Annotated in this window: 19 protein-coding genes; 12 read left to right on the forward strand and 7 right to left on the reverse strand. The window is 53.3% G+C overall.

Translation table 11 applies throughout. From position 1 onward, the window contains the following. Positions 1-81: 81 nt before the first annotated feature. The 5 genes from DTHIO_RS13855 (at position 82) to DTHIO_RS13875 (ending at position 5,078) form a co-directional block, all read left to right on the forward strand. Positions 82-744 (forward strand): phosphatidylserine decarboxylase family protein, encoded by a 663-nt coding sequence (locus tag DTHIO_RS13855; protein ID WP_008870888.1) that lies wholly within the window; start codon positions 82-84, stop codon positions 742-744. Beyond that, entirely contained in the window at positions 741-1,508 is a 768-nt protein-coding gene (gene pssA, locus DTHIO_RS13860) for a CDP-diacylglycerol--serine O-phosphatidyltransferase (RefSeq protein ID WP_008870889.1), read from the forward strand. The genes DTHIO_RS13855 and pssA overlap by 4 nt, the downstream gene beginning before the upstream one ends. A gap of 199 nt (positions 1,509-1,707) precedes the next feature. After that, entirely contained in the window at positions 1,708-3,270 is a 1,563-nt protein-coding gene (locus DTHIO_RS13865; protein ID WP_279614631.1) for a 2-isopropylmalate synthase, read from the forward strand. 35 nt (positions 3,271-3,305) lie between these two features. Continuing rightward, a complete protein-coding gene (gene leuC / locus DTHIO_RS13870) occupies positions 3,306-4,565 on the forward strand; it encodes a 3-isopropylmalate dehydratase large subunit (RefSeq protein ID WP_008870891.1) in 1,260 nt (419 codons plus the stop codon). Between the two features lie 21 nt (positions 4,566-4,586). After that, positions 4,587-5,078, forward strand: coding sequence for a 3-isopropylmalate dehydratase small subunit (locus DTHIO_RS13875; protein WP_008870892.1), 492 nt, complete (start codon positions 4,587-4,589; stop codon positions 5,076-5,078). A 322-nt stretch (positions 5,079-5,400) separates the two neighbouring features. Here the strand turns inward: DTHIO_RS13875 and DTHIO_RS13880 are convergent, their stop codons facing one another. Beyond that, positions 5,401-6,300, reverse strand: coding sequence for a PP-loop family protein (locus tag DTHIO_RS13880; protein ID WP_008870893.1), 900 nt, complete (start codon positions 6,298-6,300; stop codon positions 5,401-5,403). Between the two features lie 3 nt (positions 6,301-6,303). Beyond that, on the reverse strand, positions 6,304-6,498 hold the full coding sequence (locus tag DTHIO_RS13885; protein ID WP_008870894.1) for a ubiquitin family protein: 195 nt from the start codon (positions 6,496-6,498) through the stop codon (positions 6,304-6,306). Between the two features lie 147 nt (positions 6,499-6,645). On the opposite strand from DTHIO_RS13885, the gene DTHIO_RS13890 reads away from it, so the two are divergent. After that, a complete protein-coding gene (locus DTHIO_RS13890) occupies positions 6,646-7,005 on the forward strand; it encodes a response regulator (RefSeq protein WP_008870895.1) in 360 nt (119 codons plus the stop codon). Positions 7,006-7,324: 319 nt separating this feature from the next. Here the strand turns inward: DTHIO_RS13890 and mltG are convergent, their stop codons facing one another. From mltG to DTHIO_RS13915, 5 genes are all read right to left on the reverse strand, one after another. Then, complete coding sequence (gene mltG, locus DTHIO_RS13895) at positions 7,325-8,332, reverse strand: endolytic transglycosylase MltG (RefSeq protein WP_008870896.1); 1,008 nt, start codon at positions 8,330-8,332, stop codon at positions 7,325-7,327. Position 8,333: 1 nt separating this feature from the next. Then, positions 8,334-8,756, reverse strand: coding sequence for a Holliday junction resolvase RuvX (gene ruvX / locus DTHIO_RS13900; RefSeq protein WP_008870897.1), 423 nt, complete (start codon positions 8,754-8,756; stop codon positions 8,334-8,336). A gap of 12 nt (positions 8,757-8,768) precedes the next feature. After that, entirely contained in the window at positions 8,769-12,314 is a 3,546-nt protein-coding gene (locus DTHIO_RS13905; RefSeq protein ID WP_008870898.1) for an FAD-binding and (Fe-S)-binding domain-containing protein, read from the reverse strand. A 611-nt stretch (positions 12,315-12,925) separates the two neighbouring features. Further along, on the reverse strand, positions 12,926-13,330 hold the full coding sequence (locus DTHIO_RS13910; protein WP_008870899.1) for a hypothetical protein: 405 nt from the start codon (positions 13,328-13,330) through the stop codon (positions 12,926-12,928). Between the two features lie 76 nt (positions 13,331-13,406). Beyond that, entirely contained in the window at positions 13,407-14,768 is a 1,362-nt protein-coding gene (locus DTHIO_RS13915) for a sodium-dependent transporter (protein ID WP_008870900.1), read from the reverse strand. Positions 14,769-15,132: 364 nt separating this feature from the next. Between DTHIO_RS13915 and DTHIO_RS13920 the strand changes: the two genes are divergently transcribed. The 6 genes from DTHIO_RS13920 (at position 15,133) to DTHIO_RS13945 (ending at position 23,715) form a co-directional block, all read left to right on the forward strand. Then, a complete protein-coding gene (locus DTHIO_RS13920; RefSeq protein WP_008870901.1) occupies positions 15,133-19,698 on the forward strand; it encodes a glutamate synthase-related protein in 4,566 nt (1,521 codons plus the stop codon). A gap of 173 nt (positions 19,699-19,871) precedes the next feature. After that, on the forward strand, positions 19,872-20,303 hold the full coding sequence (locus tag DTHIO_RS13925; RefSeq protein WP_008870902.1) for an RrF2 family transcriptional regulator: 432 nt from the start codon (positions 19,872-19,874) through the stop codon (positions 20,301-20,303). Between the two features lie 245 nt (positions 20,304-20,548). After that, positions 20,549-21,886, forward strand: a complete 1,338-nt coding sequence (locus tag DTHIO_RS13930; protein ID WP_008870903.1) for a cytochrome ubiquinol oxidase subunit I — start codon at positions 20,549-20,551, stop codon at positions 21,884-21,886. Positions 21,887-21,958: 72 nt separating this feature from the next. Beyond that, positions 21,959-22,984 carry a cytochrome d ubiquinol oxidase subunit II gene (gene cydB / locus DTHIO_RS13935; RefSeq protein WP_008870904.1) on the forward strand — a complete coding sequence of 342 codons (1,026 nt, stop codon included), beginning with the start codon at positions 21,959-21,961 and terminating at the stop codon, positions 22,982-22,984. A gap of 130 nt (positions 22,985-23,114) precedes the next feature. Next, positions 23,115-23,393: a hypothetical protein gene (locus DTHIO_RS13940; protein WP_008870905.1), complete on the forward strand. Its 279-nt coding sequence runs from the start codon at positions 23,115-23,117 to the stop codon at positions 23,391-23,393. Beyond that, positions 23,362-23,715, forward strand: coding sequence for a helix-turn-helix domain-containing protein (locus tag DTHIO_RS13945; protein ID WP_008870906.1), 354 nt, complete (start codon positions 23,362-23,364; stop codon positions 23,713-23,715). The genes DTHIO_RS13940 and DTHIO_RS13945 overlap by 32 nt, the downstream gene beginning before the upstream one ends. The last annotated feature ends 3 nt before the right edge of the window (positions 23,716-23,718 follow it).

Raw genomic sequence — 23,718 nt, forward strand, 5'->3', positions numbered from 1 at the left:
CCCGACAAGAGTGGAAAATTCCAGCGCCATAGCACAAATTTTTCTTTTTTTATGACAAGGTTTCAGGAGTAAGTCACTGACATGCAAAAACCTCACTTTCACATCCGCCCCGAAGGATTGAACATCATCTCCCTGACTGTGCTGGTCACCCTGGTCTTCTCCCTGCTTGGCTGGGCCTTTTTTTCCATCATCGGCTTGGTGGCCTCTTTTTTCGCTCTTAATTTCTTCCGGGACCCGGAAAGGGTGACCCCGGACGCACCCGGTGTTGCAGTGGCTCCTGCAGACGGCAGGGTGGTCAAGGTTGAGACCATGCAGGATCCTTTTACAGGAGAACAAAGAACCGCCATATGCATCTTCATGAACGTCTTCAACGTCCATGTAAACAGGTTTCCCCTGACAGGTACGGTCCAGGCCATAAACTACCAGCCCGGAAAGTTTATCAACGCCTCCCTGGACAAAGCCTCCCTGGATAATGAAAGATGCGCCCTGCACTTTGAGGATGAAGACCGCCGGGGATGGACCATGGTTCAGATAGCCGGTCTTCTGGCCAGAAGGATAGTGTGCTATGCTGAAACAGGAGACAAGCTGTCCAGGGGACAAAGATTCGGCCTGATAAAACTGGGCTCCAGGGTTGACCTTTACCTGCCGCAGGGGTATGAAAGTAAAGTAAGCGTAGGCGAAAAAACCATTGCCGGACAAAGCATAATCGCCCGCAAAACCGATTCAGCGTCTGGAAGCACATGACTCAGAATACAACCGGACCAAAACATAAAGGATTTTACATCCTGCCCAACCTTCTGACCACTGCGGCCCTTTTCGCAGGGTTTCTGGGGATACTCTGGGCCATTGAAGGCAGGTTTGAACTGAGTGCCCTGGCCATCCTGGCCGCCTGCATATTTGACGGGCTGGACGGCAAAATCGCCAGGCTCACCAAATCAGCCTCGGACTTCGGCATCCAGTTCGATTCCCTGTCAGACCTGGTTTCCTTCGGAGTATGTCCGGCTGTTACCATCTACTTGTGGCAGACGCACAACTTCGGCCAGGTGGGCCTTGTAGTGCCTTTTCTATTCATGGCCTGTGGAGCCCTGCGTCTGGCCAGGTTCAACCTGCAGACCAAAAATTTGCCCAAGAAATTTTTCGTGGGCCTGCCCATCCCGGCTGCCGCCTGTACCCTGGCTGCGCTTATCCTTTTCAGTACCTATCTGCCGGAGGTGATCCTGGTCCACATACTGCCGACCTTTACCCTGGCCCTGGCCTTTGTCCTCAGCCTGCTCATGATCAGCAAGGTCAAGTACGCTTCTTTCAAAGAACTGGAAATGGTCCGCCTGCACCCGTTTTCCTCCACTGTAACCGCCATCATGCTTTTCGTGCTGGTGGCCTCGGAACCCAAACTGATTATTTTCATTGTCTTTATGACCTATATAATTTCAGGTATACTGTACACCTATCTCTACCTGCCCCTGCGCAAGCCCGCTCACCTACGGGAGCCCCGCAAGGAGTTCCCGTAAAAACCATTTTTTCTCATAATCAATCCTTGAGGGATACTTTCCGCATCCGTACAGGATAAACCTGCAGAGCAATGCGTACGTCTGGAATAGCTCATCTGCTTTGTTGCTCATGGACTTTTACGCCGGATTAGTATAAAAGTGTCAGGCTTTGTAACTGGTCAGTATACCCAGTATCTGCTTTTACTGTGATTACAAAAAAATAAGCCAGGAGATGGATATGTCTGATAGAATCTATATTTTCGATACCACTTTGCGCGACGGAGAACAGTCACCCGGGGCCACCATGAACGCCGGGGAAAAGATACGTCTGGCCAGACAGCTGGAACGCCTGGGAGTGGACGTCATAGAGGCCGGATTCCCCGCTGCCAGCACCGGGGACCAGGAGGCTGTGGCCGAAATTGCAGCCGCGGTGAAGGACTGCCAGGTGGCCGGTCTTTGCCGTGCGGTCAAAGAGGACATGGACAAGGCCTGGGAAGCGGTAAAACACGCTGCCCAGCCAAGGCTGCATACCTTTCTGGCTACATCGGATATTCACATGAAATACAAGCTGGACAAAACCAGGGATCAGGTCCTGGAGATCGCCCACGAAGCGGTGACCTATGCCGGAAGTCTCTGTCCAAGCGTGGAATTTTCGGCCGAGGATGCCTCCCGCTCCGATCCCGCGTTTCTTGTGCAGGTGGTGCAAACCGCCATAGACGCCGGGGCCAAAGTGATAAATATCCCGGACACCGTAGGTTATGCCCAGCCCCAGGAATATGCCGAACTCATCGACTATCTTCTGACCAACGTAAAAGAAAGTGAACGGGCCATATTCAGTGTGCACTGCCACAACGACCTGGGCCTGGGAGTGGCCAATACCCTGGCCGCATGCAAAGCAGGGGCCAGGCAGGCGGAAGTAACCCTGAGCGGCATCGGGGAACGCGCCGGCAACGCGGCCCTGGAAGAACTGGTCATGGCCCTTAACGTACGCAAAGGTTTCTACAACCTGGAAACAGGCATAAACACCGAGCAGATCTATCCCTCCTGCCGGCTGCTGTCCATGATCATAGGCCAGCCCATACCGCCCTACAAACCCATTATCGGCGGCAATGCCTTCGCTCACGAGTCCGGCATCCACCAGGCCGGAATGCTCAAGAACCGTGAGACCTACGAGATCATGACCCCGGCCAGCATAGGCAAGGCCGGCAGCGATATAGTCATAGGCAAACATTCCGGCAGGCACGCTCTGAACCAGAAGCTGGAAGAACTGGGATACCGCCTGACCAGGGATCAGTTGACCCAGGTGTCGGAAGTGGTCAAATCCCTGGCGGACAAGAAGAAAAAGCTGTACATGGAGGACGTGGAGGCCATTGTCCTGGAAGAGGTCTACCGCATCCCGGACAAGTTCAAGCTCATCTACCTGAGTTCCATTTCCGGCAACATGGCCATCCCCACTGCAGCCATGAAGATGGAAGTGCTGGGCGAGGAAAAACAGCTTTCCGACTTCGGTGTGGGAGCCATTGATGCGGTCTTCAACACCATCGACCGTCTTGTGCAGCGCAACCCCACTCTGCTTCGCTATTCAGTAAGCGCCATTACCGGCGGCGCTGATGCCCAGGGCGAAGTCACGGTGAAGCTGGAAGAAAACAGTGTCACCTCGGTGGGCAGAGCGGCCGACCCTGACGTTATTGTCGCCAGCGCCAAGGCATACATTAACGCCCTGAATCGGCTGGCCAAAAAGGAAACCGATCCCAAGGCGGAACAGAGCCGCAACATTCCCTGATCAATATACAATCGAGATAGATAAGGAGAGGAGACGTGGGAAAAAACCTGGCCGAAAAAATTCTGCAGAAGCATAGTCCAGAGGAGATAAAAAAACCCGGGCAGATAATACCCTGCCGGGTAAGTCTGGTCCTGGCCAACGACATAACCGCCCCCTTGGCGGTGGATTCTTTCCGCAAGATGCAGGCGCCAAGAGTATTCGATGCGGACAAGATAGCCCTGGTCTGCGATCATTTCACCCCCAACAAGGACATCGCCTCTGCCGAGCAGGTGCAGAAAGTACGCCGTTTCGCCCGGGAAATGAACATCACCCATTACTACGAAGGCGGCAACGTCGGGGTGGAGCACGCCCTGCTGCCAGAACTGGGACTGGTGGGACCGGGAGATGTGGTGGTGGGGGCTGACAGCCACACCTGCACCTACGGCGGCCTGGGGGCCTTCGCCACGGGCATGGGCAGCACCGATATCGCTGCGGCCATGGCTCTGGGGGAGACATGGTTCAAGGTCCCGGAAACCATAAGGGTGAACATGAACGGAAGCCTGGATGAATTTACTACATCCAAGGACCTCATTCTGAATCTCATAGGACGCATCAAAGTGGATGGAGCCCTGTACCGGGCCCTGGAATTCGCTGGTGATACCCTGCCGGAGCTGGACGCTGAAGCCAGAATGACCATGGCCAACATGGCCATTGAAGCCGGGGGCAAAGCCGGGCTCTTTCCCGTGGACCAGGTCACCCTGGACTACTGCCGGGAGCATGGCCGCCTGGGCGACCATCTCCTTGAACCTGACGGGCAGGCCGGATACTGCATGCAGGTGGATATGCAGGTCAGCGGCATGCCCCCACAGATCGCCTGTCCGCACCTGCCGGACAATGTAACCGGGGTGGACGACCTGGAAGAGATAAAAGTGGACCAGGTGGTTCTGGGATCATGCACCAACGGCCGCATCTCGGATCTAAGGCAGGCCGCACACATATTGAAGGATCGTAAAGTGAACAAAAACGTTCGCTTTATCGTCCTGCCGGCTACTCCTAAAATATATGCCCAGGCCCTGGAAGAGGGCCTGCTGGAAATATTTTTAAAAGCCGGGGGAATAATAGGACCTCCCACCTGTGGTCCCTGCCTGGGCGGGCACATGGGTATTCTGGCCTCGGGAGAAACCTGCCTGGCCACCACCAACCGCAATTTCAAGGGCCGCATGGGCAGCCTGGAAAGCAAAGTCTACCTGGGCTCACCCTACGTGGCCGCGTCTACAGCTGTAGCCGGGCGCATCATTCACCCCGCGCGGGTTTAATCATTCTGCAGGAGCAAAGATATGCATTTCAAAGGCAAAGCGCACAAGGTAGGAGACCATATAGATACCGACGCCATAATCCCGGCCAGGTGCCTGGTGACCACTGATCCGCAAGAACTGGGCCGGAACTGCATGGCCGGCCTGGAAGAAAACTGGGTCAGCCGGATAAACAAGGGGGATATTCTGCTGGGGGGCAAAAACTTCGGCTGCGGCTCTTCCCGGGAGCACGCCCCCATAGCCATACTCGGGGCAGGGATTCCCGTGGTCGTAGCCCACAGTTTCGCCCGCATATTTTACCGCAACGGCTTCAACATGGGCCTGGTCCTGCTGGAGGTGGGCGATGAAATAAGCAGGCTAAGCGATGGTGATGAGCTGGAAATAAAGGCCCTGGAAGGCAAGATTATCAACCATACTACAGGGGACACTGTAAACAGCCTTCCAGTTCCTGAGTTCATGGCCGATATCCTGGCCAAAGGCGGACTCATCAACTATGTCCGGGAAAAAGTGGCCTGAAGGCGCACTGCTCCGCAAATATCCACTGTCTGTAATGCGGGCCATGCCCGCAACCCAAGCGAAAAAGTTACCCCTGACCATTTACTGTCTATGCTTACGCTTATCATCGGGGTCGGTATCGGTATCGGGGTCGAAGTCAGAATCAAATCCGGTAGGCACAGTCATGTAAAAAGCTGCCCGGTATTTTCGATACCGATTCCGATACCGACCCCGACCCGGACAAAGGCGGAAAAATCCAGCGCCATGGCTCAAATTTTTCTTGTTTTTTGTAGCAGGGTTTCAGGAATAAGTCTCTAAGACCGGTATGTGCTTCAGCGGCTGTTTACCGGTGCATAACCTCCCTGATGCGGCATACCCCGCAGATATCCCCGGTGGTGGGGTAGCCGCACCTGGGACACGGTCCGGGCTTTTCTCCCCCCTCCTGGTCGATATGGTCAAATGCCTGCCTGCCCCGGTTCAAAAAACCCTCGTAAAAGCTGATCTTGCGCCCGGGCTGCTCATGTTCCAGTTCGTCCAGCAAGTACTTGTAATAGGTAAAACTGGCCCCCTTGCTGTAAGGACATGGGGCATAACAATAATCTATTCCTGCCAGGAAACTGTAGTTGGCGGTTTCGAATTCACTGAGCCGGTAAAGGGGTTTGACCTTGCGCACAAAGCCCTGCTCCGCAGGCAGATCCGGTCCCTGGGAGCCCAGGTAGGAAACGTCCCAGCGCATGACATTGGAAAAAAGCCTGGCCGCCTCATCATCGAGGTTATGCCCTGTTGCCAGGACACTGAAGCCGTTGTCCAGGGCGAACCTGTTGAAATAGTATCTTTTAATACGCCCGCATACGGAACATACAGGCCTGTTGAACTTTTTGCGTACCTCAGGGATGGGCATCCCCTCCTTTTCCATTTCCAGCACGTGCAGTGAGATCCCAAGATCACGGCAGAATCTTTCCACGTGATCCCTGGCTGTTTCCGAAGATCCGGGAATAGCCAGATCTATATACAGTCCGGCCGTGTTGTAGCCCAGAAGATGCAGCTCCCTGGCCAGGGCCAGAGAATCCTTGCCTCCGCTCAGTGCGATGAGTATCCTGTCTTCTTTGCTGAAAAGCGTTCTTTCTTTGATGGCCTTTTCCACCTGCCTGGAAAAAAACACCTTGAAACACTCCGGGCAGAATCCGGCGTTGTGGCTGGGCAGAGCTACTGCAGCAATTTTTTTGCATCTTGTGCATTTCATGGATCAACCTCTGGAAGCTGTTTTTCTGACTGTAATACTGTCTTCCGGGTCTATCTGTCTGTCCGGAGTCAGAAGCTCGCCATTACGGATGACAATGGCCTGGTTGGGCCTTAGCTCGAGTTTTTTTAACAGGTTTAATACAGTGGTTGCCCTGTCAATATCCGCCCATTGGTTTTCGGGCTCGATAAGGATTTGCATGTTAATACCCTTTTATTTTTTTAAAAAATCTAATACAGTCAGTCCATTCACACCCACCGAATCCAGTGGTGGTTGTTTTACAGCGAAGAAGCCTGGGGCAAATACCCCGGAAAAAACAAGATCAGTTTTTTGTTAAAGGAGTTTCATATGAGCAAGAAGATTTTGGTGGTGGATGATGAACTGCACATCCGCATGCTTTACCAGGAAGAATTCGAGAACAGCGGGTACAATGTGGTCACCTCGGATGGCAGCGAGCCCATACTTTCTCTTCTGGACCAGGAAAACCCGGACCTGGTGGTCCTGGACATCAAGCTGGGCCAGGACAAATCAGGTCTTGACCTTCTGCAGGAAATAAGATCCAGAGATCAGAGCCTGCCGGTTATCCTCTGCACGGCTTATGACAGTTTCCAGCACGACCTCAAATCCATCGCTGCGGACCACTATGTGGTCAAATCCGTTGACCTCACTGAACTGATGGAAAAAGTTAAACAGATTCTTAAAAAATAGTTCTGAAAAAATGCCGGTGTTTTCCCGGGAGCTTCCTGTGCTCCCGGGAATTGAACAATTGTTGTCAGTTAATGGTTAAAGAAAAAAGCCTGAATTAACTGCCCTGCCCCACTTAACAATCAACCTGGTTGCGGGCGAAGCCCCTTTACCGTAACCATTCAGAGGGCAGATACCGGCCAGGGGGACAGTCCCGCACTTATTTTTTGAAGAACCATTTTCAGCTGTTGGCATTGGAAAAATAAGTGCGGGACAGTCCCCTGGCCTTGTGCCATCAGTCACCACCGAGGTTCCCCTGAATGGTTACATTTACCGGACCAAGTCACCGGACCATGATCTGATAGCGGTAGACAGCCCGGTTATGTTCCTGCAGGGTTTTGCTGAAGTGGTGGGTTCCGTCGTTTCTGGAAACAAAATAGTAATACCCATGTTCCTGTGGATCCAGGGCAGCCTCAATGGATGCTCTGCCGGGTGAACAGATGGGGGTCGGGGGAAAACCCCGGTGATGATAAGTATTGTAAGGATTGTCCCTGTCATCCAGATGCCTGCGCCTGAGCCTGCCTTCAAAATCTTCCCCCAGGCCGTAGATTATGGTGGGGTCGCATTGCAGAAGCATGTTGCTCTCGAGGCGGTTGTGAAAAACGCCTGAAATTTTACGGCGCTCCGGGGCGATCCCGGTTTCCTTTTCAATGAGGGAAGCCTTATTCACCATGTCGTAGATCTCGTCAAAAGACATTTCCCCCCATAGATCACTGGTGGACTTCCAGAACTGATTGATCATTATGCGGGCCAGCTTTTCAGCACCCACATCCCTGCTGGGAGAGATATAGTAGGTTTCTGGATACAAAAAGCCTTCGGCGCTGGAAGCATGGATGCCCATCTCCTCCAGAAAATCCTTATCCTTGACCACCCCTTGAAACTCCTCAAAGGATGCAAGCTCTCTTTTTTCCAGTATCCGGGCCACATCCCACCAGGCGGCTCCCTCGGGTATCTGCAGGCGGAGCAGTTGTTCCCTGCCGGTACTCAGGTGCTCCAGCATTTCCTGCATGGACCACTGAGCATCCACCTGGAAATGTCCTGCCTGGACTTTTGTAGCCTTGCCCTGCAGCCATCCCCAGTAGTACATTACTGTGGCATTATCGATGAGCCCCATGGACTCAAGATGATAAGCAATGCTCTTAAAGCTCTGCCCGGGACTTATGCGCACAATTTCCTTGCTGCTCTCCGGGCTCTGGGGGGAGTGCACCAGGTGATGAAAGTACCATGCGCTGAGTCCAGTACCCAGCACAAGGAGCAAAAAAAGATACAGCAGTACTCTTTTGGCGTTCATTTCAACCCTCCCTCAAGGGAATACCTGCCAGGAAAGACTCCAGGATAATAACGGCTGCTGCCTGGTCCAGGCTTTCTTTTTGTTTTTCAACCCTGATGCCGCATCTGTTCAGAATGTCTTCCGCCTCCATGGAAGTATAGGCTTCGTTAACGGTATATATCGGCAGATCGGTACGCCTGTCCAGGCTCTGCATGAAATTTTCGGCCTGCCTGCAGGTAAGGCTTTTTTCTCCGTCAGGCCCCAGGGGCAGGCCCAGCACTATGGCCTCTATCCCCCTTTCCTGGATTATATTCAGAAGTTCAAGAAAAAGATTCTCCCGGGTGCTGCGATGGATGGTTTTCAGGGGAAAGACCATTTTTCCCTTTTCATCGCTTACAGCCAGGCCGACTCTTTTTATGCCGAAATCTATTCCCAGATACTTCATAAGTGGTTCATGCTATCCCGCCTTTACCAGGAGCATGTTGTCATCCCTTTCGGCTTTTTTCATCCTCTGCAAAAAGTCCTTTCTCCAGGTGTTTCCCAGAAGCCTTTCTGCAGCATACTCAGCCGTATGCAGAACCCTGCGCTTTTCACCCAGCATCTCCATGCACCTTCCAATGCCTATCTTACACGAGGGGCAGCCTACCAGCAAGGGTACTCTTGAGTCTACTCCGGACAACTGCTCCCCGAGGTTCTGAACTTTCTGCTGCCGTACAGGGTTGAACACCCTGGGAGAACTCATGGCCCCGAGCCCGCTTTCACCGCAGCATCCAGGGCTCATCTGCACATCGAGGTTCAAGCCTTCCCTGAACTTCTGGGCGTAAATCTCCCCGGCTTTCAAAGGATTGATGTCCTCCCATTCCACGTGACAGGAATGATGGTACAAAACCTGTGCCGGTTCCGTGGCGGAAGACATCTCCAGGTTCTCCAGCAGGTACTGCATAACATCCTGATGCTTCAGATGTGATCCATTGCCCCGCATCCGATACCCCTCAATGCCTTCCCGGCACGTGCCGCAAGAGGTAAGTATATGAGTGAATTCCAGGCCCTGCCACTGAAAATCGGATATGAGGCGGTTTAAAAGCTGAACATTCTGCCTCTCCATCTTGCGCATGCCCTCCTCGTCGCCCGATGCCAGAAGAGGATAGCCGCAGCACAAATGGGTCCTGGGCAGAACAATGTTTACACCGGTTTCAAGGAGCAAAGCCATTCCGGCAAGCCCGATGGAAGGATAGAAAATCCCTGCCCCGCAACCAGGGAAATACAGCAGTGCCCTGGAACTGTCGCTCTTTTCGGAAACAAAAAGATTTTGCCTGGAAAGATCCAGAATTTCCGAAAGATTACGGTACTCCATGGCCGGAGCCCTGGATTGAAAAACCGGGCTTTTAGCTCTTTTTCGCCAGAAAGCCGGCATCATGCCCACCAGGGCGTTTTGAAATCTCTGTCCCACAGCCGCCGCCTTGGCCATCCTGGGAATCTGCCTGGAAGGATCGCTGGAAGCGTAATCAAGAAGCCTGTCCTTTATGGCGTGTCCGGAAACTTTTCTGTCCTTGAGATAATTTCTTGCTTCCAGGGATACTTTACCTCCCTTGATTTTTACCGGACAGATTTTTGTACAGCGTCCGCAGGCGGTGCAATGCTCCACAATGGTTCTAAGCTCCCTTAAAACATCCGGGTCCGGATCACCATGTACCAGCATGGAATAATACAGGGCTTCGATAAGACCGGCCAGTGAGATATTCTTGTTTCTGGGGTGGTACAGTTTGCCTTTCTGGGGAATGAACATGGGGCAGGCCTGTTTGCATTTGCCGCAGTGCGAACAGTTCTGAATGCTTTTCAAAAGGTTTATGAGTAGATCGCTCTCGTCAAGCCCCGCCCTGCGCAGGTCCTCTATAAGCTGATTGAAAGAAAAGGTGTACGGAACTGAAATGAGTTTTCTCTGTACCAGCTTCTGGGGGTTGAAGATGTTTCTTGGATCCACCTCTTCCTTGTAAACTTTCAGGGCTTCGATTTTGTCCCGGGAAAGGTATTTGATTTTGGTCAAACCGATGCCGTGCTCTCCAGAGACCTGTCCGTTGAGCCGGAGCACCTCGTCAAAAACTTTACCTGCAGCAGCCTCGGCCAGACGCATCATTTCCGGGTCATTGGAATTAACCGGGAGGTTTACATGGCAATTGCCGTCCCCGGCGTGCATATGGTTGGCTATTATCACCCTGCTGCGTAAAAGATCCTGAAGAATATCCTCAAGCATGTCCCTGTGTTCGGGATACCGGCTTTTAAGGTCCTGAAAGAAAAACACAATCTGCAGCTCGAAAATCTGTTCCGGCAGTGCCTCCTTGGTCATTTGCTGCTTCAGGATATTCGAGGCCACCTGCAGTTCCATGAGGATATATTCATCATCAATACTCACCCCGGGCAAATCCAGGACCCTGTTCAGGGCCTTGCGGTAGGCCAGGGCCAGGTAGTACAGGTTCAGATTTTCGAGAAAATCCGCAAACTCCGGAATCACATCCAGAGGAATGACCACGTCCTCGTTTATTTTAAACCCGCTGGTATGCTTGGTTATGGCCGAAAGGCGGTGGCGGTCCTCCCAGAACTCCTCGGCCTCTTTGTCATCACTGGCCACGAATACATCCACCTGGTCGTACGGGGAGACAAGATCAACCACCTTCTGCACGGCATCTTCCAGGGCACCGGCGTCATCCGAATCCAGCTGCAGTATGAGTACGGATATGGGCTCCCCCTCGTAAGTGGACGATTTTTTTTGGTATTCAATGGCCTGGACATACTTGGTCCCGAATTCTTCCAGGGCAGAGATTTTGACCTTGTCCCCGCTTTTCCTGATCTCGTCGCGCAGGGCCACGATCTCTTTTATCACCTGCATGGCGTTGTGCATGCTGTGCCCGTAAAATTCCAGGCACAGCACCCGGTAATGAGCAAGCTGGGGGTACAGGGTAAAACTGGCCTCGGTAATCAGACCGTCCACGCCTTCCTTCTGAATTCCAGGAAGTCCCCCCAGGAATTTGTTGGTAACGTCCTTGCCCAGTCCCGGCGTGCGGATATCATCTCCGGTAAGATTGATGGTCTTGATCAACTCGCCCTGTTCATCCAATACTTCAAAAGTCACTGTTTCATGGGACAGAATCTTGTGCCGGGGATGGTTCACGCGCCGGACCTGGATAATATCCCCGGTGGGAGTGACCATCTTGTAGCTTAAAATATTGTCCAGGGTGGTTCCGTATTCAAAGGCAAAGGGACCGCCTGCGTTTTCGGAAATATTGCCCCCTAAGGAGGAGGCCGCCTTGGAAGCCGGATCCACTGTAAACAAAAGTCCTTTGCGGTCGGCAGCCTTGATGGCGTCCAGGGTGACCACCCCTGACTGGGCGGTCAGCACCATGGTTTCCGGATCTATGTCCATGATGGCTTTCAGCCTGCCGGTGTTAAGAACCACCGTTCTCCTGGAACAGGGTATGGCTCCCCCGGTGAGACCTGTTGCCCCGCCCCTGGGTACCAGGCCAAACTCCATCTCGTTGGCCAGGCGCACCACTGCCTGGACCTGGGCCGTATTTTCAGGGAAAAGGACCATCATGGGCATGTCCAGGCGAAGATCAGTGGCATCAGTGGAACATTCAAGCAAAGTTGAAGGGTTGGTGGCTATATTTTCTGATGAGAGATGCCTGCTGATTTTTTTACGGACCTTTTCCTTGAATCTCTGGTCTTCAAGGTACTCATGCCAGTAATTTTCCAGGCCCTGGGATATAATCCGGTAAAACTTGGGGGCAAGTCCGCCGCGCTCATTTTCAAGCCTGGAAAAAACGCTTTTTTGTACCGACTGCGGGTTGATAAAGGGATTGTACCTGATGATAAAAAGCTCATATGCCAGTTCAAGGGCCAGCTTTTTCACCGATTCAGGCCAGCCCTCAAACTGGCTGGAGCTGATACTTAAAACCTGATCAATAATTATTTCCGGTTCAATGGAAGAGTGTGGCTGTTTATTGGGCATTGACTATAACCTTGTTACATGTTTTCCGGGTCTTTCCCGGTTGATTTTTTTAAGTCCTCCCCTGAAAAGATGTGACTGCAAAAAATCATTTTTGTCTCGCGAACCACGCGAACCACGCGAACCACGCGAAGCGCGTGGCAGGACGCGTGGTTGATTTCTGAATTTTTTATTTCCCTACTTTTTGAAAGTGCATATAAAAAGTGTCTCGCGCGGAGTATTGTCTTTACAGCAATAAGCTCGGCAAGAGAACAGTCAAACTTTTTTACGCTTAAAAAAGCACCCAGGCTCGTGCCGGATCACCGGCAGATACGGCCGATTATAGTACGATTTATAAAAAAGTCTGGGCGGGCAACCCCGAAATCGACTGCGTTTTCATGTCTGGTAAAATCGCAGCACAATCTGGAGGGTTGCTTAAAGGATGGACTGCGAGGGACTTTTGAGCATAATTTCACAATCATCTGTACTGTTTTAAGAACAAGAAAAGGTATCCGCATTGTAAAGTTGCTGAAATGTTAATCAGTTCCGGTTTATCTGTTTTGGCCGAGCTTAATGGCTATTAATCCAAAAGTATACTATCATGTCTAACTTAATAGTTATCGGTTGTAAAGTCATTATCCATGGATGCGGGCAAAAGCTATGGCCTCATCCATTCGTGGGTACAGATAGTTTTCAAATTCTGCGTCAGGTTCTTCCAGGTCAAAGCAGTAACCGTCCTCTCCCAGCAGTCCCTGGGGCACGGGATTGCCCAGTTCCTCGGGATCGCTAACTGAGTCTGCATAAAAACACACCGAAAGCCACCTGCCATCTGCGTCTTCCACCACGTCCACAAGGCAGAAAAGCGGTCTATTGGACTGTTCAGGCAGTTTGGCCCGCAGGCTGGCTGTTACCCCGGTTCTTATCACCAGTTCAAGCTCAGCACCTTTATCCTCCAGTTCCAGGGCAAGCCATTTAAAAACAGGTTTGATCCCGCGGGGATCCTCCTGCCAGTCTTCTAAAAAAGCCTCTATCTCCGACATTTCCAAGCAGCTCCTTTTCAGGATTGACGGTTTCCGGGCTCCTGTTCAGGAACCCGGAAACCGGTTATGGATAAGCTTAACCTCCGAAAAAGGTGTCGTATATACCCATAATCATTATAACCAGGATAAGTGCCGGCACCACGTAGCGGATAAGCAGCACCCACCAGTTGCCCAGAGAGATAAGCCCGGCGTTCTTGTTGCCTTCCTGAACGGCATTTCTGGCTCCCCATATGTAGCCTACGAATATGGCGGTCAAAAGACCTCCCAGGGGCAGAAAAATGCTGTTGGCAAACCAGTCATAGGTATCGAGCATGTCCATACCCAGACCGGGAAAAGTCACATCGCTCAGCACACTGTAGCCCAGGGTGGTAGGCAGGCCGACCACAAAGATTATGATCCCCATGGTAACGGCGGCACTGCCGCGGGTCCACCCCTTTTCATCTATAAGCCAGGCCGTGACCACCTCCAGCAGGGATATGGCCGAGGTCAAAGCGGCAATGCTCAGCAATATGAAAAAAAGCAGTCCGAAAAGCACTCCCAGAGGCATTTCGGCAAAAACCGCAGGCAGGGTGATAAACACCAGGCCGGGACCACCGTCCGGGGAGAATCCCAGGGCGAAAACCGCCGGGAATATGGCCAGGCCAGCCATAATGGCGATGCCGGTATCCAGACCCACAACCGAGGCTGAATTGCCCGGAATCTCGTCTTTTTCCCGCAGGTAACTGCCATAGGTAATTATAGCCCCCATACCCAGGCTCAGGGTAAAAAAGGCCTGAGATATAGCCCCCAGAAATGTCCTGGGACCCACGTCCCCGAAATTGGGTTGCAGGTAATAGGCCAGCCCCTCTCCGGCTCCAGGCAGGGTAACGGCCCGGATAATCAGGATCACCAGAAGCACCAGGATGGCCGGCATGAGGATGGTCACCCATTTCTGAATACCTTTGACTACTCCTGCGGCAATGATGCTTACGGTCAGGATCATGAAAATGGCCTGCCATATGATGGGTTCCCAGACACTGGTGATGTGGCCGACAAATACTTCTGCATGGTCTATTTCCGCTGCTGTGGCGGACAGAACTACTTTGTAGATGTAGGCCAGGGACCAACCGGCCACAACTGAATAATACGAAAGGATAACGAACCCAGTAAACACCCCAAGAGCACCCACAAGCCACCACGGGGTATTCGGGGCCAGGGCCTTGAATGCTCCCACGGGATTTTTGTTGGTCTTACGGCCCAGGATGACCTCGTTGATCATGACCGGATAACCGATTAGAATAATGGCCACCAGATAGATAACCAGAAAGGCGGCTCCGCCATGTTCCCCGGTCATGTAGGGAAAACGCCAGATGTTGCCCAGTCCCACTGCCGAACCCGAGGCCGCCAGGATAAAGCCAATCCTGGTGGCCCAGCTTTCCCGAAAGTTTAAATCCTGCATCTGATCTCGCCCCTTTGCATTTTTTGAATTAACAGATTTTAACTCCCCTGACTGCAAGCAATTACTATTCAGACCATGCCTCTGGGTAGAAATGCCTCAAAACCCCTTCATCCCGGAAATAATCCGGTGTAATGAAGCCTGGAAGCCTTTTGAGGCTGCAAGCTAAAACCGTGCTTACACATTTTGGAGATTTTTTGCATCAAATTTTTTTTAACAATTTTGTACATTAAATCACTGAACTGAACATATTGCCAAAACCTCTCATCTTGAATTAATAGTGTCTGACATATATCTGCAAATCATACACCGGACGGCCAGTTGAGCTGCCGTCAGGCTCAAACTGAAAAACTCAAGGAAATGCCCCATGTTCTCTACTCCCAGGATCCAGGAAAAGGACGCATGCGCTGTTATAGCCCTTGTGGACAAACAGGGAAGCCCCACACATGCCAATATTGTTCAGACTATAGATGCCCTGCGCAAAATGGGACACCGCTCCGGAGACATCAACGGCGAAGGAGACGGATGCGGGCTGTCCACGGATCTGCCCAGGGGGGTATGGATGAAGCGCCTTTCCAGGTCCGGACTGAATCCTTACCTCGCAGAAAGCAGAGGTTTTTTTGCAGGCCATTTTCTTATTCCCCTGGACCTCAAGGATAAATGGTCCCATATCCAGGAAAAGGCCAGGGCAATTTTAAAGGATGAAGGTTTTGACCTTCTCACCGAAATAGAGGGCAACACCCGCAACCAGGAACTGGGGCCCAGAGCATCTTCTGAAGCCCCGCTTTTCTGGCAGCTGGCCGGAATAGCTCCGGATGGATCCCGCCGGGCTGCAGCCAGACGGCTCTTTCTGGCCCAGATGCGCCTGGAAGAGGAACTTCCCCGCCTGGAAACCGCATCTCTGAGCCTGGACAATGCCATATACAAGCTCCAGGGAATGCCGGACATGCTGCCCAAAGTCTATCCCGAGCTTCGAGACCCGGACATGGCCTCGGTCATGACCCTGGGGCACAGCCGTTATTCCACCAATACCCTGCCCACTGTACTTCGCTCGCAGCCTTTCTCCATGCTGGGCCACAACGGAGAAATAAACACCATAGAAAAGCTTGAGTCCACGGCCAGGATGCTGGGCATAAGACCTGTACCCGAAGGCAGCGACTCTCAGAACCTCAACAGGATCCTGGAAGGCCTGGTACACCAGCACGGCCTGGACATCATGGAAGCCCTGGACATGGTCTTTCCACCCATCCACAGCCTTGTGAAGAATTACCCTGACGAGCTCAAAAACCTTTATTCCCTGTATCGCTGGTTTTTCCCCTGCTCGGCCCAGGGTCCTGCCGCCATAGTGTCCAGATACGGGGATATGTGCCTTGGAAGCGTGGACGCACTGGGACTTCGCCCCCTGTGGTTCGGTGAAAGCGAAACCCATTATTTCCTGTCCTCGGAAAAAGGTGTTGTAGATCTCAAATACAACGTACGCGATCCCAGGCCCCTGGCTCCCGGTGAAAAGATCGCCATCCGCTGCGGCAGGGAAGCCAGGGCCCAGGTCATGGATTACAATACCTGCCAGGAACAGCTTTTGAAAATCATGCAGGGCAGACCGGGCAGCAATGAAAAACTTGCATTTCTCTACTCCATGTTCAACCACGAGCCGGCCTTTTGCAGTGACCATGAGGCCCTGGAACTGGTGCGCCAATTCATGTCCCAGCCCATGAATACAGACCATTCAGGCAGACTGTCTGCATATGGATGGCAGAAGTACGATATAAATATCCGCAAGCGGGTCGCCCAGGAAGGCAGGGAAGCCATAGGCTCCATGGGGCACACCGGTCCCCTGGCATGCCTTATGACCCATGCCCTGCCCAACCTGGCGGATTTTTTCAAGGAAAACGTGGCTGTGGTCACCAACCCGGCCATAGACCGCCAGCGGGAAGCGGAACATTTTTCAACCAGAGTGGTAATCGGCTCAGGCCCGGACATCCGGCCTCAGAGCTCCAGGCAGGCCCTGGGACTGGAACTGGGCACTCCTGTTCTACTAGGAGGCCGCGGCCTTGAAGACACTTTGACTCTGAAACAGGAACAAAACCTGGCCAGAAAATTCAACAGTGCCCTGCTGGAAGAAGTGATGGCCTTTTTCACCGGACAGGGGCATGATACCGCCCGGGCGGCAGTGCTGGACTGCACTTATGTTCCTGGGCAGGGCCTGAACCTGGCCCTGGATTCACTGGCCCACCAGGCCGCGGAAAAGGTGAGCTCCGGCAGTATGCTTCTGGTGCTGGATGATTCCGGTTCCTTCCAGGAAGAGCGCGTGCATATGGACCCGGGCCTGGCCACGGCATGGGTAGTGGAAAAACTGGTCCGGGCCGGCCTGCGCCGCAAGGCCTCTGTGGTGGTTCGCTCCGGAGCGGTGCGCAACCTGCATGACATTATGTTTCTTGTGGGTCTGGGAGCGGAAGCGGTGAACCCATACCTTCTGTGGCGAATTTCAGCGGATTTTGCCACAGAAAAACTGAGCCCGGAAAAGGCTGTTGAAAATACCATGCAGGTACTGCAGGCAGGTATGGAGAAAATCATGTCCACCATGGGTATACATGAGCTCTGCGGCTACGGGCGGATTTTTTCCTCTGTGGGACTTAGCCGACATCTGGCTGAACAGATGCAGGTGGCCAACTTCTGCGAGTCAGAAAACACAGGCATTGGCCTGGATTTTCTGGAAAAACAGGACAGCCTGCGCCTGCAGCGGGCCGGGGACACAACCGAAACAGGCCTTTACTCAGAACCTTCCAGAAACCAGAAGGTGGGACGGACTCTACGCAAGGTCGCCCAGGGCAGGACCGGTTATGCAGAGATGGCTGCCTCCCTGGAAGAAATAGACCGGGAAATTCCCACCGGAATGCGCCATCTTCTGAGCCTGCGTGAAGCACCAAGCGACGATCAGTTGACCCAGGACCAGGTGGATATTTCCGTGGGACGCCATGACCTGCCTCTGGTCATAGCGGCCATGTCCTTCGGATCCCAGGGGGAAAACTCCTTTCGGGCCTATGCCATGGCAGCCATGAAGGCCAATATCATATGCATGAACGGAGAAGGAGGCGAAATTCCGGACATGCTCGGTGGGTTCAGACACAACCGCGGGCAGCAGATTGCTTCGGGCCGGTTCGGGGTCTTTATGGGTCTTTTAAACTCCACCGACTTCCTGGAGATAAAGATAGGCCAGGGGGCCAAGCCAGGAGAAGGCGGACACCTGCCTGGCAGCAAGGTCTCCCCCATGGTGGCCCAGGCCCGCAAATGCAAACCCGGGATCACTCTTATCTCCCCGTCCAACCAGCACGACATTTACTCCATAGAAGACCTGGCCCAGACCATAACCGAACTCAAAACCGCCCATCCCAGGGCCAGAGTATCAGTAAAAATCCCGGTTACCAGTGGCGTAGGTACCATAGCAGTGGGCATAGCCAAGGCCGGGGCTGATATTATAAATTTAAGCGGCTATGAAGGCGGAACCGGGGCTGCCAGGGAGCACGCCAAGAGATACGTGGGCCTGCCGGTGGAAATCGGTGTCAGCCGGGCCCACCAGGCCCTGGTGGAATCCGCTCTCAGGCACAAGGTGGAACTGTGGTGCGATGGCGGGGTAAGAAACGGCCACGAAATCATAAAGCTCATCCTTCTGGGAGCCAACAGGGTGGGTCTTGGCACCCTGGCCCTCATGGGAATCGGTTGCATAAGCTGCAGACGCTGCCACCTGGATCGCTGCCCCATGGGCATATCAACGCAACTGCGTACCAGTGAAGAGGCAAAAGAAAAGGGAGTCAAAAGTTTCCGTCCCAGAACAGCAGAAGTTGAAGCGGAAAACCTGGCCAGACTTCTGGGAGCCATAGGCGATGAAATGCGCATGCGCCTGGCCCGCATGGGGCAAAAAAACCTTAGCGACCTCACCGGACGCACCGACCTGCTTTTTCAGGAACAGGGGCATGACCAGGTGGACCTGTCTGACCTGCTGCGAACCGCCGACCACCCCGTTGAGGATGAAGTATCCGAGCAGGGCCGGGTGGTGCGAAAACCCCTTAATTACCTCACCCGGCTCATATCAGATCTGGCCATGGATCATTTTTCCGCCGGAGACCTGCGGGTGAATTTCGCTGAAGAGGGTGTCAGCAGTTCCGACCGGGCAGTGGGGACCTACCTGGCCGGGGCCATGGAGCGCAGGTATCCTGAACGCCGGGACCTGCTGGCCGCCCTGCGCCTGGGAGACTCGGTCCCGGGCAACGGTCTTTGCGCCTTTGGCACCTCCCACCTGGAAGTGGTTGTTCAGGGCGGATCCCAGGACGGAGCCGCCAAAGGCTTTTTTGGTGGACAGCTGGGAGTGCTCAAGGGAAATAATTACCAGGGACGTTACATAGACGGCTCCACAGGCAAGAGCTTTGCTTACGGGGCCATAGACGGGCTGCTCATGATCCAGAATATGGCCGACTCCAGGGCCTGCGTGCGTCTTTCAGGAGCGGACGTGGTCTTTGGGGGGCGTATCACCGCTCCTGTAAACGACCAGAGCGGCAACCTGGCTGTGAATTCTCACCTCAAGGGCTTTGCTTTCGAGTACATGACCGGAGGAAGGGCTGTGGTCCTTGGCGATCCAGGTCCATGGCTGTGCTCCGGGATGACCGGAGGAGTGGTCTACCAGTGTCTGTATCCTGAATACGACTTCGGCCAGGACAATATAAAACGCCGTCTGGCCAGGGGAGCCAACGTGGTCATCACCCCCATTTCAGATCAGGGCATAAAGGATGTCCAGGAACTGCTCGGGCCTTATATCCAGGAACTGGAAAAAAGCCTGCAGATGGAGGAGGCCGCAATAGTAAAAGATATACTGGAGCATGCCCAGACACGCTTTGCAGCCATAGTGCCCAAGCCTTTGTGGGTCAAATCGGCTGAGTAGTCAGGTTCTGGCAGGACCTCTTGCTCGATAAACAATCGGTGCTGAAGCAAAAGAAGAGGTGCTGCGCCGACTTTTCCTCATAATTTTATTTGACAGGTTTGTCTTTTATCGATATAGGACTAATCAACTCCTGTTTATCCTTTATATTTTTTAAAAAAATCAAGGAGCAGCACATGATGCTTACCAGGGGAGGAGAGTATGCCGTTCGCTGCGTGCTCTACCTCGCGGCCTGCACAACACCCGGCCAGGTGGCCCCTAAAAAGGAGGTGGCCCAGGCCATGCAGATTCCGGAGTCATTCATGGCCAAGGTGGCCCAGACCCTGTCCAGGGCCGGTATTATTCAGATTACCCAGGGAGCCAGAGGAGGCTACAGACTGCTCAAAGACCCTTCCCGGCTTTCCCTTCTGCAGGTCGTGGAGGCCGTGGATGGAGAAATATTTCTCAATCAATGCATAATGAGCCCTGAGTCATGCAGGCGAAGCCCTTCCTGCGGGGTACACAGAGTCTGGGAGACTGCCAGGCAGCGTTTGAGGCAGACCTTAGATGAAACAGATTTTGCCACCCTGGCCCGGGAAGAGGTGTGCAGCCAACAGCAAAAGGAGTAGATTCAAAGATTTGGAGTAACCATTCAGTGGGACCTCGGTGGTGGCTGATGGCCGGTATCTGCCTCCTGAATGGTTACGATTTGGACCGTCCATATCTGCCTGCGGGAGCTATTGCACCTGCTCAGGCCCTCTTCAGGCTGTATAAAGTCCTGATGAGCGCGGCAACAGGCTGCAAAGATTAAACATTTCTCCAGGCAGTCACTGATAGATCAGCCTTACAAACCTATTTAACCAGGGGAAGACTTATGGATGTTTTGTTACTTTCAAGACTTCAATTCGCCATGACTACCTTCGTCCATTTCATTTTCGTCCCCCTGACTCTTGGCCTGTCTCTGCTGGTGGCCTACATGGAGACCAAGTTCATCCGCACCGGTGACGAAACATACAGGCGCATGGCCAAGTTCTGGGGAAAACTCTTTCTTATCAACTTTGCTCTGGGAGCAGTCACCGGAATTGCCTTAGAGTTCCAGTTCGGAACCAACTGGTCCAGGTATTCAGCCTATGTAGGTGACGTTTTCGGGTCTTTGCTGGCCATAGAGGCCACCATGGCCTTTTTCCTGGAGTCCACCTTCCTGGGCGTCTGGATTTTCGGCTGGAAGAAGCTCCCGCCCAAACTGCACAATGCCAGCATCTGGCTGGTGGCCCTGGCGGCCAATCTTTCCGCATTCTGGATTATTATGGCCAACGGCTGGATGCAGAACCCTGTGGGCCATTTGATGGGAGACGGCCGGGCCGAACTGGCAAGCTTTATCCAGCTGGTAAGCAACGAATTCGCCTGGCAGCAGTTCATCCATGTCCTGAGCGCCTCCTACGTCCTGAGCGGTTTCTTTGTCCTGGGCATTTCCGCCTGGCACCTGGCCAGGGGGTCCCATGTGGACTTCTTCCGGAAATCATTTCGTATCGCCGCTCCGTTCACCCTGGTCTTCGCCCTTGTGGTGGTCGTCCATGGCCATCACCACGGCTCCACGGTGGCCAAGTATCAGCCGGAAAAGCTGGCGGCCATGGAATCCCACTGGGAGACCCGGACCAATGCCCCGCAGTACCTGCTGGTCATCCCTGACCCGGCCAATGAAGGCAACAGGCTGGAACTGCTACCCATCCCAGGAGGGCTTTCCATGCTGGCCTATCATTCCTTTGATGCCGAGGTAACCGGTCTCAAGGACTTTCCGGAAGAGGACCGCCCTCCTGTCTGGGCGACATTTATGTCTTTTAGAACCATGGTGGCCCTGGGCATGCTCTTTCCCGTGCTGGCTGCCTGGGCCTGGATAAGGCGTAAAGACCCGGCCTCTTCCCCCAGGATGCTCAGGCTTCTGCCCTGGATTATTCCGCTGCCCTACGTAGCTGTCCAGCTGGGCTGGATAGTGGCTGAGATGGGTAGACAACCCTGGATTGTTTACGGAATGATGCGCACCGAAGAGGCCTTTTCGCCGGGTATAACCACCGGACAGGTGGCTGGTTCTCTGGCCGGCTTCTTCGCCATCTACGGACTCCTGGTGGCCCTGTGCATATTCCTGTTGTCCAAATACGGGCGTAAAGGCCCGGCCCCGGCCGAGTCCGGGGAAGAAACCGCAGGGAGCAACTAATGGCCTTTATCAATGAAAAATCAAGTTTCAACTGCATGCTGTGCAGGTTCATAATTAAACTGGAGGTATCCCATGCTTGAGACCACCTGGTTTTTGCTCTGGGGAATATTGTGGGCAGGCTATTTCGCCCTGGACGGATACGATTTCGGCCTGGGCATAAACATGCCCCTGCTGGCTGAAAGCGAGACCGACAAACGGGTTATGTACAACGCGGCCGGACCTTTCTGGGACGGCAACCAGGTCTGGCTGATAACCGCAGGCGGAGTGACCTTTGCCGCATTCCCGGCCACTTATGCGGTCCTGTTCAGCAGCCTGTACACCCCTCTTCTTCTGCTTCTCTTCGCACTCATTTTCAGGGGGGTGTCCTTTGAATTCAGGCGCAAGGTGGACAGTGATTCCTGGAGAAGGTTCTGGGACGGATGCAATGTACTGGGCAGCCTCATCCCGGCCCTGCTCTTCGGAGTGGCCTTTGCCAATATCTTTATGGGCATTCCCCTGAATGCTCAGCAGATAAATGAAGGCAACCTTCTGACCCTTCTGAACCCTTACGGCCTGGCCGGAGGAATACTTTTCGTCCTGCTCTTTTCCATGCACGGCAGCCTGTGGCTGGCTGTCAAGTCCATGGGCGACATGGAAAGAAAAGCTGTTAACCTGGCCAACAGGGTCTGGGGTGCGGTGCTGGTCATGGTGGTCGCTTTTCTGGCCCTGACTGTGATGTACACCAATCTGTTCGACAATTATGCCGCCAACCCGCTTTTGCTGATAATACTGCTCATACCCGTGGCCGGGCTGGTGCTGGTAAAGATGTTTCTGCATCAAAGGGTGTACTGGAAGGCCTGGGCCTCTTCCGCCGCCACCATTATCGGGGTGACCATGTTCGGAGTAATAGGCATGTATCCCAAACTGCTGCCTTCAAGCATTGACCCGGACTTCAGCATGACCATCGCCAACTCCGCCTCCAGCACCCTGACCCTGCAGATTATGCTGGGAGTGGCCCTGGTCTTCTGCCCCCTGGTCATTGCCTACCAGACCTGGGTACATCTCAAATTCAGCCACAAGATAACCGACGAGGACCTGGAGTACGAAGAGGCTTATTAAAATGAAAATTGGGCACTGCCCGCAACCATAACCATTCAGGGGGTCCTCGGTGGTGATTACTGGCACCAGACCTCCCCTGAATGGTTGATTTTTTGTTGACATTATACCATCTGGTAGCATATAAAAAGTTATGGCCTGGTCGGTTCGAGTCAAGAAAAAAGCTGTCAAAAAAGCACGGGAACTGCCAAGGACAGCTAAAGAAAACCTCTTTGCTCTTATGCGGGAAATGGAAGAATCCGGGCCAGTAAGAGGAAACTGGAAAAACTATTCAAAGCTCGGTAAGAACCGGCACCATTGCCATATTAAAGGCGGCCATCCGGCCTATGTGGCCGTTTGGGAAGAAAGTGAAGGAGAGATCAACCTTATTGAGGTAACTTATGCAGGCACTCACGAAGACGCACCCTACTGAGGCCATTGAGCTACGCATCACAGGCCCCAGGGATAAAAAGGATGAAGTGCTTCGCGAAATTAAAAAGCATGGCTATACTGACTCAAGCGACTCCATCCCCTGGAGAGAGCTCTTCCAGGAGTTTGAAAATGAACCCGAATACAGCGTGGCCCTGCGTGGAGCGCGTAACAGGGAAGGACTTACTCAGACAGAACTTTCCAGGCTGACTGGGATTCCCCAGGGGCATATCTCCAAGATGGAGAACGGCAGGATGGAGATAGGCAAGGAACGGGCCAGACGTCTGGCTGAAGTTTTGAACATGGATTACCGGGTCTTTCTTTAAGTT

This window comes from Desulfonatronospira thiodismutans ASO3-1 (genome assembly GCF_000174435.1).
Classification (GTDB): domain Bacteria; phylum Desulfobacterota; class Desulfovibrionia; order Desulfovibrionales; family Desulfonatronovibrionaceae; genus Desulfonatronospira; species Desulfonatronospira thiodismutans.